Genomic DNA, 11,919 nt, shown 5'->3' with positions numbered 1-11,919 from the left:
CATTTTTCTCTCATTATACAAGAAATACCCTATAGACTAGACTTTTTTTAAGTGTCTATTCTATAGGGTACATTGTACAAGCAGCCCATCCTTTTATTTCGATATCATATCAATCCACATCTTAATAGCAGTGCCGACAATTAAAATCGATAACATATATTGTAGTACTTTTTGATTTATCCTCTTCCCGACTCGCGCTCCAAGTGGCGCAGCAAATATACTTGCAACCGCAATAATTAGAGCTGGAATGATAACTACTTGTCCAGTAATCACTTTTCCAGTCGTAATCCCTACTGAGGAAATAAACGTAATAGCGATAGATGTCGCTATCGTCATGCGCAATGGTAATTTTAAAATAACTAGCATAATAGGAACTAAAAGAAACGCACCTCCAGCTCCAATAATGCCCGAAACACCTCCTACAATAAACGCTAACACACTTGCTAACCATTTATTATACTTAACTGCTCCACTATTATTTTTCTTCGGTACAAACATCATCATAGCTGCAATGGTCGCCAATACTGTATAAACAACATTTACAGCGTGTTCATCTAATAGATTTGCACTAAAACTTCCTAAAAAACTTCCTATTAATATACTAGCTCCCATATACACAACTAACATTTTATTCATATCAGTACTTTTCCGATATGCCCAGGCACCTGCAAAAGTTGCAAAGAATACTTGTACCGCTGTAATACCGCTCACTTCATGTGACGTATAGCCAGTAGATCCTAACAATACTGGAATATATAAGATCATCGGATAATTAATAATTGCACCGCCAATTCCAACCATTCCTGATATAAACGATCCTATAAACCCAATTATAAAAATTAATAATACTAAACTCACCTTACATCCCCCTCCTTCTAAAAAGAAGGTGATTTAAATGAATAAGTTCACATTCCCATCCGAAGCATCTGCTAAATATGCCCCTACACCTGCAAACTCTACCCCTTCCATAATCTCTTCCTCTTTTAACCCTAATAAATCTACTGTCATTTGACAAGCGACAAGTTTAATCCCCTGTTCTTTTGCCAAATCAATTAAATCTGGCAAAGGCATTGCATTATGTTTTTTCATAATGCCTTTAATCATCTTTGGTCCCATACCTGCAAAATTCATTTTGGATAACCCCATCTTATCAGCACCGCGTGGCATCATTCTTCCAAATACTTTTTCTATAAATGTTTTCTTTACATTCACATGTTCATCTTTCCTTAAAGCATTTAATCCCCAGAAAGTATGAAAAATAGTAACCTCTTGATCATACGCCGCTGCACCATTTGCAATAATATAAGCAGCCATTGCTTTATCGTAATCTCCGCTAAATAAAACGATTGTTGTTTTCTTCTGTTGTTCCATATTGTTCTCCCTCCAATTACCTATAGGGGTATTTTTTATAAAAATTGTTTCTCCCTATTCTACTTTTCCTTCCCAAGCTAACATACCACCTACCACATTGATTACTTGAAAACCGTAACTTTCTAAAAATTGAACAGCTCTTGCACTTCTCCCGCCTGAACGACAAACGATAATATATTCCTGATTTTTATTTAATTCATGCATACGAAACTCTAATAGTCCTAGTGGAATATTACATGCTTCTGGAATTTTCCCTTCAGCTACTTCTTCTACTTCACGTACATCCACAATATTTACCGCTTCTTTACGCAACAATTTTTCTTCTAATTCTTTTGTAGTCATTTCTTTCATTTTAAATTTCCTCCTCACAAACCATTCATACCACCTGAAACGTTTATTACTTGCTGAAACCCTAGTTTTTTCAATACCTTTGCTGCTTGCTTACTTCTCATTCCACTTTGGCAAATAACGATTACTTCCTTATTCTTATCTAATTGATTCGCCTTACTTGCTAGATCATTTAGAGGGATATTTTGAAAGCCTTTCATATGATTCCCTCTATATTCACCTACTGTACGGACATCAATAAAATACTTCCCCTTTTTCCCCACTATACTTTTCAATTCTTTTCCATTTATATTTTGAACACCTTTCACTGGTAAAAATCGTGAAATAACAAACCATGCAGCAAGTACAATGAAAAGTGTACTTAATATTGTGTTCATATAACCAACCTCTCTATATTTACAAAACTATTGCTTCACTACGCCTTCCTAATCCAAAACTTCAGCACATCGCCTTCTTCTTCAAGCTTTACGATGTCATGGCCACATTTATTTGCCCACGCTGGAATATCATTAACTGACCCTTTATCTGTTACATGTATTTCTAACAATTCTCCAGTTTGTAGAGCATCCATTGCTCTCTTTGTTCTTACAATCGGCATTGGACATGCTAAACCTTTCGCATCTAACACTTGTTTTATATTCATCATCAATTCCTCCATTTTTTATTTATTTCATTATTCGTGCACTGCACAACGATTTGGACCAATCTCCATTTCACGCTCTTTATCCACACTTGGGTGAATTTTACCCATATTGGTTTGACGAATTTCTTCATATGCATTTGGCTGAGGTGGTAAGTTTTCTGTTACAACTTTACGGAACTCTCCCTCATCCTCAATATTTAATCCTGCATTATGCTCAAATAAATCTTTTAATTTTGCACTAACAATACCACTTTCGTTCATTTCACTTATTTTTGAATAATGAGCTGGTAACACAACTAAATTTTGAGATAGCTCTTTATATCGGCTATACAAAGTATTACGTAAATCACTTACCCAATCTTCAGCCTTACCAGCAAGATCTGGACGCCCGATTGAATCTACAAATAAAATATCGCCTGATAATAAATAAGAATCATCTACAATAAATGACGTACTTCCAATCGTATGCCCTGGTGAGTATAACGCGTCAATTTCAATTTTAGTACCCCCTACCGTAATAACAGATCCTTCAACAAGCGGTTCGTATGAGAAAACAACTTCCTCTGCATCTTTTGGTGGTAACCAATACGTACCACCTACCTTTTCCGCTAACTTACGTCCTCCGGAAATATGGTCTGCATGTAAATGTGTATCCATTACATTCGTAATCGTAACGCCATGCTCTTTCGCAAATTCTTCATATGCCTCGGCTGTTCTTACTGCATCAATAACTGCTGCTTCACCATTTGAAACGACCATATAAGATAAACAGCCTTTTCCAAGGCGGTTAAACTGATACATACTTCCACCATTTTTTAAATCTCCAACTTTTATAGGCTTTACATATTCACTCCAAGCCTTCATGCCACCAGCTAAATAATAAATATTTTCTAATCCAGCCTCTGTTAATTGCTCTGCCACAAATATAGAAGACCCTTCTTTTGCACATACTACTAAAACATCTTTATCTTTAGGTAATTCACTTACAATATGATCTACACCATCTAACAAGTCAAAGTAAGGTCTATTAATAGAAGAAACTTGTTTCCCTTCAATTTTCCAATCTTCATAATCCGCCTCATTACGAACATCTAAAATGAATAACTCTCCGAATAAAACTTTCTCTGCAACATCTTTTGCTTGTAACGGTTTAACATTCATCTTATTACCCCCATAGGTATATTTTTATTCAAAAAAATTTATTTCTCTATATTCCCTTGCCACTCTAACATGCCTGGAATGACATTTTTCACATTTGCATAACCTTTCTCTTTCAACATGTGGCAAGCTATATCACTGCGATTACCAGTTCGACAAACAACATAAATTTGCTTCGTCTCATCTAACACTGCGCTGTATAATTCACCTAATGGCATCGAAATGGCGGATGGAATATGGCCAAAAGCAAATTCCGCTGCTTCGCGAACATCTAATACAATACACTCTTCACCATTTAATAGTATCTCTTCCAATTCCGAATTCGTAATTGTATGAGGATATTTCACAACTTCATTCACTTCATGCTCGTTTGCTTTCCTAACATAATGCACCAATACATCACCCTCTTGTTTTGTCCCGATATATTGATGTCCTACTTTACTCGCCCAACTTTTTATATCTACCGTAGAACCTTTATCTGTTGCCTTAACTTCAATCACTTGCCCTGGTGCTAATCCTTCTATCGCCTTCTTCGTTTTCACAATCGGCATCGGACAAGCCAACCCTTTACAATCTAAACTCATATCCACTTTTATACTCATAATCGATTCCTCCACAATTTATATACATATACCTGTAGGGGTATATTAAAATGTTTTTGAAAATCTGTCAACACTTACGTTTGACAGATTATCGGCTTTTTACAAGTAATTGAACAGCTTCTTTAATTAACTCTTCATTTGAACCATTACCACTTTCAAACTGTTCACGCAAACATTGCTCTAAATTCGTTCCAACAACGAGTCCAATTGTACGATCAAGTGCAGAACGAGATGCCGTTAACTGTGTAATAACCTCTCGGCAATCTTTTCCTTCTTCCATCATACGAAGCACACCACGAACTTGACCTTCAATACGTTTCAATCTATTTTTCATATCTTGATTATATTCCATCCTATAATCACCTCATTACCATTATGTCACTATTTATAACCTATGACAATATATTATACCCTATAGGGTATTTTGTAAACCCCTACTTTTATTTTTCGCCTTATATGTTCGCAAAACAAAAAGTAAAACCTTAATCTATAGGTTTTCACCTTCCACTAAATCTTGAAATAGAAAATGAAAAATATCAATATACAACACGTTCTGGCAATACTGTCCCATACAATTTAAAACCACCATCTACATTCTTTACCTTATATCCTTTTTCCATTAACATACGCGCTGCAACATACCCTCTCATACCAAGTTGACAAGTGATATATATTTCTTTGTCCATTGGCACTTCATCCAATCTATCACGTAATTCATCTAACGGAATATTAATAGAGCCTTTAATCATTCCTTGTTTTAGTTCATTGGGCTCCCGAACATCTATAATATATCCACCATTGTCAACAATACGATCTATTTCATGCCATTGTACCGTTTCCACAAAACCATCTACTATATTACTTGCGGCATACCCCACCATGTTTACTGGATCTTTTGCAGAAGAATACGGCGGGGCATATGATAATTCTAAATCCGGTAAATCGATTACAGTTAAGTTTGCCTTCATTGCCGTCGCGATAACATCGATACGCTTATCTACTCCATCACGCCCTAAAGCCTGTGCTCCGTAAATTTTTCCGCTTTCTTTATTAAAAATTAATTTTATTAGCACTGGCGTAGCATTCGGATAGTATCCTGCATGAGAATTTGCCTGTACATGTACTACCTCATAGGGTATATTTAATCGTTTTAATATTTTCTCATTTACTCCAGTCGAAGCAACTGTTAAATCAAAAACTTTAGCCACAGAAGTTCCCATCGTACCTTTATATAAAGACTCCGTATGCCCATGAATAATATCTGCTAACATGCGACCTTGACGATTAGCTGGCCACGCTAAAGGAATCATCGTTTCTGTTTCTGTAACAAAATCTTTCACTTCAATCGCATCACCAATTGCATATACATATGGGTCAGATGTTTGAAATTTCTTATTTACCTTTATCGTTCCTTTAACTCCTAATGCTAATCCTGCATCTTTCGCTAAACTACTCTCTGGTTGTACACCAATTGCTAAAATAATCATATCTGTTTTTATAACTGAGCCACTTTTTAAACGTACAACAGTCCCATTCTCTTCTAACGCATCTACACCATCTTCAAAAACAAGCTCAACATTGTGCACCTTCATATGCTCATGTACATATGCCGCCATTTCGTAATCAATTGGTGGCATCACTTGATTTGCCATCTCTACAAGAGTAACCTCAATCCCGCGTTCTCTTAAATTCTCAACCATTTCCACTCCAATAAATCCTCCACCAATAACCGTCACATGATGTGGTTTCTTCTCATCAATATACGCTTTTATACGATCTGTATCAGGTACATTTCGTAACGTAAACAACGCCTTCGCTTCTTCAATGCCCGGAATAGGTGGAACAATTGGTTTCGCCCCTGGTGAAAGAATCAAAACATCATATTCCTCGTTATATGTTTCATTTGTAGTTACATTCTTTATCGTAATTGTTTTCTCTTCTTTATTAACCTTTACCACTTCACTCAATACACGTATATCTAAATTAAAACGTTTTGACATCCTTTCAACAGTTTGTACTAATAACTTTTGTCTTTCTGTAATGACACCGCCAATATAATATGGCAATCCACAGTTTGCGAACGAAATGTATTCACCGCGTTCAAACATAATAATTTCATCTTCCTCACTTAAACGACGAAGCCTTGCAGCTACTGATGCCCCGCCAGCAACTCCGCCTACTACTATAATTTTTCTAGACATATTTCGAACCTCCATATTATTTATTATTAATTTTCTTATGCATCACAAAACCTATACCCGTATGAGTATATAATAGAGTGTAAAAATTTTAATTTCAATCAATATGTCTTTCTTTCACAAATTTGAAACAAATAAAAAAGAACTTAAATATCTCCAAGTTCTTTTACGTATAGTTCTATAACTTTCTGTACGATTAAACCAATGTATAAATACGTGTTTTTAATAACTGAAATACACCTGTATTTAAATTTTCAAAATCAATAGCTTCTTCACATAAGGTTAGATCCATTCCACGTAAAATTCTTTAATGCCACAACCTGAGAAAACGAATCCCAATGGACTCTTTTTCTACAATGATATATTTATTTTTTTCGTTGCACCTCTATCATTAATCATAACCATCTGCGTCTCGTTATTTGGTAAAAATACGATATATTTTCCCGTTCTCACATTCCTCCAAATAACTTTTCCTTCTTCGTCTGTTTTTCCTATTGAGATCCCAATTTCTTTACTGGGTTCAGGTGATTCGTCTTTCATAAGTATAATTTCAAAATCTTTTATTGGCTGTTTTTCTTTATTTTTCACGTAAAAAGTTACAGAATTAACAACCTTACTAAACTTCTTTTCATTATTTGCTATAGAACTAGACATTATGATTATGACCAATGCACAACATAAAATCCATATAAACTTACTATATTTATTCAGACCATTTTTTAAGTTTATTACATACATTGTCTGTTATTCGATTTCCAAAAAGGATCCGACTCTTCCCCATCATGTTTTCGCCCTTCAAATGAAGGCGAAACAAGATCTTCTCCCCTTCGATCATTACTATACAAAGATTGTTCTTGAAAAAGTACACGCTCTCCCTCATTTGAAACTGATGTCCACGGTACATCTTCTGCATACACCTTTTGATTCACCAAAAATACTATACAAAAAAAGATAAAAAGAACACCAAAACTATAAAGAGCCAACCTACATCTTATAGAAATAAAGCTATCCAACATAACTTACCTCCTATACAAATGATAGCGAACAATTGAAGATCCCTTTATAAATTCTAGTTTTTCTTTTTTTAGAAGTCAATGTAATTAATAATAATAATCATTATTAATTACATTGACTTAACAAAATCACACAATTAGTCATATTCTTTACTCCGCGTTCAAAAATCTGTCTCATTAAAGGTTCACTTTATTACATAAACTCGTAACCTTCTTCACAATCAGCTCCGCAGTAGTTTCCTCCGGTGGCAACAATAAATTCGTAACCGGTCCATACACAACATGGCTTAATTCCACTTCATACCCACCATATGAGAATTCTTCCTTTGTTGGTAAATAACCAATATATCCATTCGTATATCCACCAAAGAAAGCTAATTCATTTTGAAAATTCTCTTTCACTTCTAATGCCGTTTCCGAAAAAGGTTCCATCGGTAAACCTGAAAACATACCATCATTAACTTGAAACAATTGCACTTCTAAATCAATACTTAACCGCCGAATACCTTGCTCATATTTCTCTAAAACGATAGTAAGCCATTCATCCGTATTCACGCCCCACTGCTTCTCGGCTAATTGAGCCATACTTCGTATCTCATCAATTTCAGGAATATCTTTCAACTTCATTTGCATCATACTTGAAACTGTCCTTAAATTTACAATTGGGCTATATGTAACTGTTGGTAACATCGTTAATACATGTCCACTAAGTATGTAAGCCATTTGTTTTAACGCTTCGCTTGAACCGCGATACTTCGCATTCACATTTCCAGCAGCACCTTGAACGATAATAACAGGGCAGTTCACTATCTGCTCTAGAATTTCTCTCGTCATTCCAGGATAATCCGCTGATAATTCATCACTATTTCCTTTTAAAACATTCGGATGCGCAGTACAAAATACTAAAATCCCAGATAACTCCTTCGTTTCAGCATCTCTTATTGCTAACATGCCAATTCGGTTATCTACAACACCTTCTATATTTGTTCCCATCTTCGCTCTTCCATCACATGTTCTCTCTCTTCGATTTACCCCAATATCGCCTGTCGTAACACCCCAGCCAACTTCACATAGCTTCAAATTGTTATTCGCAGTAACAGCACCGTGTACTACATTATTTACTAAAATCGTTTTATACGACTGCACTAGCGGATCATCACCGACCGTTTCTGGACCAGAGTGTGTATGTGTATAAACAACCGTTATTCGCTCAAATGGTACACGAAGCCTACTTGCTACTCGCTCACGGATCATATTCGTATCTTCTACTAACATTCCAATATTATCAATACTTATAAACACAGTTTTCATTTCATCTTTTTCAAATACAAAAACCGTCCCATAAATACGCTCTTCAATATTATTTATTCCTGTCTCTCTATGATATCCAACAAAATCAATACCTATAGGCGGCGTAATATCCACCTTGCATACCCCTACTTTGCTCATTTGAATCGCTCCATTTCTCTATATAACTCCCCTTTTCAAGAATAGCATATTTTTCCTATTTTAAATAAAAAAGAACGGACACAGTATCCTATGTCCGTTCTTCCCCTCACACATACTTCCGATGCACCATCTTCCCATCATAAGAAAACACAACGCCCTTACTTTCCACAATAGACTCCATATGCACCGTTCTTCCCCATAGCTGATGAAGATATGGTAATACCTTTTCTAAGTATTTTAAATCGAGCTCGATTCCTTCGTAACTATGTTTAATGTATAATTCTCCGTTCTTTAAGTAGTCTCCATCTTCTACTACTAAGTACGGGAACCCACCATTTGTCCGCATATTTACGAGTTGATCACGCACATTTTCCCATTCTTTATCTATTACTTTATATTCTTTTCCTTGGCGCTGGAATAAGTACATATCTTCTCGCATAACAAGATCTTTATTTAAATAGTTTCTTAGGAATGATACGTCCCATTCAATTTCGCGTACTTCAAACATTTTGTCACGGCCAGATCCTGGTTTTACGCCTCGTCGCTTCATTTCTTCAGTCGGATTGTTGTACCGTTCTTCAATATCTTCAAAGATTTTAATACCGAGGTAGTATGGATTAATGCTTGTTTTTGATGGCTGTACAACACCTGCATTTAATTTCGCAAATTCAATTGCTTCATCAGATGTTAAGTCCATTTCACGAAGTATACGTTGATGCCAGTAGGACGCCCAGCCTTCGTTCATAATTTTTGTTTCAAGCTGTGGCCAAAAATATAACATTTCTTCGCGCATCATCGTTAATATATCACGCTGCCAATCTTCTAACTCACGGCTATATTCTTCAATAAAGAGAAGTAAATCTTTCTCTGGTTTTGGTGGAATTTTCTTCTTTTTACGCACATTGGAACGTTCCTGCTTTTTATTGCGATTATCTAAATTCCATAAATCATCGTATTGCGACACCTTTTTCTTTTCTACTTCTTCCTCTTCTAAATCATCAATACTCCATGCGAGCTTCGGACGCATAAGCGACGGATCAATATGCTCTTGAATGGCAAGTACGGCATCTAAAAATGTTTCTACCTCTGCTTTTCCGTACTTATGCTCATACGCTTTCACGCGGTCCGCTGTTGCCGCCATACTCTCCACCATATCTCGCTTCGTATTTGAAAAACGAATATTATTTTTGAAGAAGTCACAGTGTGCTAAAACGTGCGCTACAATTAATTTGTTTTGAATTAAAGAGTTCGTATCTAATAAAAAGGCGTAACATGGATCAGAGTTAATAACGAGTTCGTATATTTTACTAAGTCCTAAATCGTATTGTAATTTCATTCTGAAAAATTGTTTTCCAAAACTCCAATGTGAAAATCTCGTCGGCATCCCATATGCACCAAATGTATAAATAATTTCCGCTGGACATATTTCATAACGCATCGGATAAAAATCAAGCCCAAATCCAGTCGCAATTTCCGTAATTTCCGCAATCGCATATTGCAGTGCTTTATCGTCACTTGCTCTCATTATTTTCCCTCCTTACACTTTCCCTTAAGAAAGTGTATGTTGAAAAACAAGCTTTCATGAGGATTGATTGCATAATAAAAAGACACCCCCCGCAAAAACGAGAATGTCTCATCTATTAACCTTCAATAATCTCCATCTTCTCTGTAATCGGAGTACGAGCTTTTCCTTCTGGTGCTTTATCGAAATAGCCGATATGAAGAATTCCAACGATACGTTGGCCTCTTGTTAAACCGATTCCTTCTATAAATAATGGGTTGTAGTTTAATCCGCCTGATTTCCAAACGCAACCTAATCCACGTTCCCAAGCAAGAAGTTGGAAGTTTTGCATAAATGCACATGTTGCAGCGTAATCTTCGTCACGCTGAATTTGACGTGGATCTTCATTTATATATACAACGATTTGTGCAGGTGTGCTTAAAAAACGATCTGATAAAATTTTACCGCGTTTCGCTCTTTCTTCTTCTGTGAAAGAGTTTAATACTGCATCTACTAATTTCTTGCGGCCTTCTCCGATGTATAGTTTACAATTCCATGGTTCACGGTGCTTATGATTTGGTGCCCATGTTGCATCGTTTAATAGTTCAATTAATAAATCTTTTTCTACTGCTTTGTCTGTAAATGTACGAACAGAGCGTCTTTCTTTAATCACATTAGCGATGGAAGTATATGTAGTCATATTTATCTCTCCCTTATTTTTATCTATATGTATAAGTTTATCATTAGTATTGATATTGATTTTCAATTTCGATTATACCTTAGTTTTTTACTATTAATCAATGTTTTATGTTGGAAAACTTCTAAAAACGTCATTCCATGCTGTGAATAAAAAAACTTAACTTGTTCACAAGTATTTCACATTTTATGGAAATGATATGTGTACAGTTTTCTACATTATCCATCTAGGAGGAGTTTACATGTACAAAAAAATCGCTGTTTGTATGACTATGGCAGCATTATTATGCGGGATATCCACCTTCCCTATATCCGCTGCCACGCCAAAAGAAGTAACACTGCATCACCATAACCCAATTTCAGAAGAAGAAATGCAATCGCTAGAAAAACTCGGCTATAACAAACATGAAATTTGGAAAGCTGCTCATATTGCAAGAATTAGTAATAAAGAAATAAAAGATGTTTTAGCTTACTATAAGCAAAATAAATCTTGGGAGAAAACAGCCGAGCATTTCGGTATAGATCCAAGTAAGCTGAAAAAGCATCATATGAATAAAGAAACAAAGCAAGCACTGCTACAACAGCTGGCAACTATGCAAAAATCCACACCGGATCAGCTAAAGCAAAAAATGCAAGAATATAACATCAAATTGCGTCATCTTACTGTGTTAACAATCATCTCTCAAAAAAGCAATACCCCTCTTGATGATGTATTAAAAATGAAAAAAGATGGAATGGACATTAAACAAATTGCCGAAAAATTAAATGTAAAAAGAGAAGATATACGAGCGGAAATGATGAAATTAGTGAAGTCTATTAAAGAACAAAAAACAAATTAAAATGCTAAAAAGGAAGAGGCATTCTAATCTGTACCCTTTGTAAAGGACATTTTAAAAAAAGTTAGGCGGCATCAAGAAGATGATTTCTGTATTCGACAGGA

Annotated in this window: 14 protein-coding genes and 1 pseudogene; 1 reads left to right on the top strand and 14 read right to left on the bottom strand. The window is 35.5% G+C overall.

What is annotated here, in order from left to right; genetic code table 11:
* Nucleotides 1–93: 93 nt before the first annotated feature.
* From ACS2QP_RS27145 to ACS2QP_RS27080, 14 genes and pseudogenes are all read right to left on the bottom strand, one after another.
* Nucleotides 94–858, bottom strand: coding sequence for a sulfite exporter TauE/SafE family protein (locus tag ACS2QP_RS27145; RefSeq protein WP_061456815.1), 765 nt, complete (start codon nt 856–858; stop codon nt 94–96).
* A 33-nt stretch (nt 859–891) separates the two neighbouring features.
* Nucleotides 892–1,371 carry a DsrE/DsrF/DrsH-like family protein gene (locus ACS2QP_RS27140; protein ID WP_000437742.1) on the bottom strand — a complete coding sequence of 160 codons (480 nt, stop codon included), beginning with the start codon at nt 1,369–1,371 and terminating at the stop codon, nt 892–894.
* 54 nt (nt 1,372–1,425) lie between these two features.
* Nucleotides 1,426–1,722, bottom strand: a complete 297-nt coding sequence (locus tag ACS2QP_RS27135) for a rhodanese-like domain-containing protein (RefSeq protein ID WP_000661810.1) — start codon at nt 1,720–1,722, stop codon at nt 1,426–1,428.
* A gap of 14 nt (nt 1,723–1,736) precedes the next feature.
* Complete coding sequence (locus tag ACS2QP_RS27130; protein ID WP_001092318.1) at nt 1,737–2,096, bottom strand: rhodanese-like domain-containing protein; 360 nt, start codon at nt 2,094–2,096, stop codon at nt 1,737–1,739.
* Between the two features lie 38 nt (nt 2,097–2,134).
* The gene (locus tag ACS2QP_RS27125) at nt 2,135–2,365 is read right to left on the bottom strand and encodes a sulfurtransferase TusA family protein (protein WP_332285391.1); all 231 of its coding nucleotides are present in this window, start codon (nt 2,363–2,365) and stop codon (nt 2,135–2,137) included.
* A gap of 27 nt (nt 2,366–2,392) precedes the next feature.
* Nucleotides 2,393–3,523, bottom strand: coding sequence for an MBL fold metallo-hydrolase (locus ACS2QP_RS27120; RefSeq protein WP_001101331.1), 1,131 nt, complete (start codon nt 3,521–3,523; stop codon nt 2,393–2,395).
* Between the two features lie 38 nt (nt 3,524–3,561).
* Nucleotides 3,562–4,122: a sulfurtransferase TusA family protein gene (locus ACS2QP_RS27115; RefSeq protein WP_000023955.1), complete on the bottom strand. Its 561-nt coding sequence runs from the start codon at nt 4,120–4,122 to the stop codon at nt 3,562–3,564.
* Between the two features lie 88 nt (nt 4,123–4,210).
* Complete coding sequence (locus ACS2QP_RS27110; protein ID WP_000456206.1) at nt 4,211–4,474, bottom strand: metal-sensitive transcriptional regulator; 264 nt, start codon at nt 4,472–4,474, stop codon at nt 4,211–4,213.
* 184 nt (nt 4,475–4,658) lie between these two features.
* Entirely contained in the window at nt 4,659–6,323 is a 1,665-nt protein-coding gene (gene cdr / locus ACS2QP_RS27105; protein ID WP_438883008.1) for a CoA-disulfide reductase, read from the bottom strand.
* Between the two features lie 348 nt (nt 6,324–6,671).
* Nucleotides 6,672–7,058 carry a DUF2606 family protein gene (locus tag ACS2QP_RS27100; RefSeq protein ID WP_061456813.1) on the bottom strand — a complete coding sequence of 129 codons (387 nt, stop codon included), beginning with the start codon at nt 7,056–7,058 and terminating at the stop codon, nt 6,672–6,674.
* A gap of 32 nt (nt 7,059–7,090) precedes the next feature.
* A pseudogene (locus ACS2QP_RS27095) lies at nt 7,091–7,336 on the bottom strand (trypsin-like serine peptidase); the annotation flags it as partial.
* Between the two features lie 174 nt (nt 7,337–7,510).
* A complete protein-coding gene (locus ACS2QP_RS27090; protein WP_061456811.1) occupies nt 7,511–8,782 on the bottom strand; it encodes a neutral/alkaline non-lysosomal ceramidase N-terminal domain-containing protein in 1,272 nt (423 codons plus the stop codon).
* 106 nt (nt 8,783–8,888) lie between these two features.
* Nucleotides 8,889–10,307, bottom strand: a complete 1,419-nt coding sequence (gene spoVR, locus ACS2QP_RS27085; RefSeq protein WP_061456810.1) for a stage V sporulation protein SpoVR — start codon at nt 10,305–10,307, stop codon at nt 8,889–8,891.
* A gap of 115 nt (nt 10,308–10,422) precedes the next feature.
* Complete coding sequence (locus ACS2QP_RS27080) at nt 10,423–10,983, bottom strand: nitroreductase family protein (RefSeq protein WP_000214819.1); 561 nt, start codon at nt 10,981–10,983, stop codon at nt 10,423–10,425.
* 238 nt (nt 10,984–11,221) lie between these two features.
* On the opposite strand from ACS2QP_RS27080, the gene ACS2QP_RS27075 reads away from it, so the two are divergent.
* A complete protein-coding gene (locus tag ACS2QP_RS27075) occupies nt 11,222–11,818 on the top strand; it encodes a hypothetical protein (protein ID WP_153581750.1) in 597 nt (198 codons plus the stop codon).
* Nucleotides 11,819–11,919: the final 101 nt, after the last annotated feature.

It is taken from the genome of Bacillus cereus group sp. Bce019, from assembly GCF_051781745.1.
Taxonomy (GTDB): domain Bacteria; phylum Bacillota; class Bacilli; order Bacillales; family Bacillaceae_G; genus Bacillus_A; species Bacillus_A cereus.
Note: the sequence above shows the minus strand (reverse complement) of the source record. Positions and strands in the feature narration are given on the sequence as shown.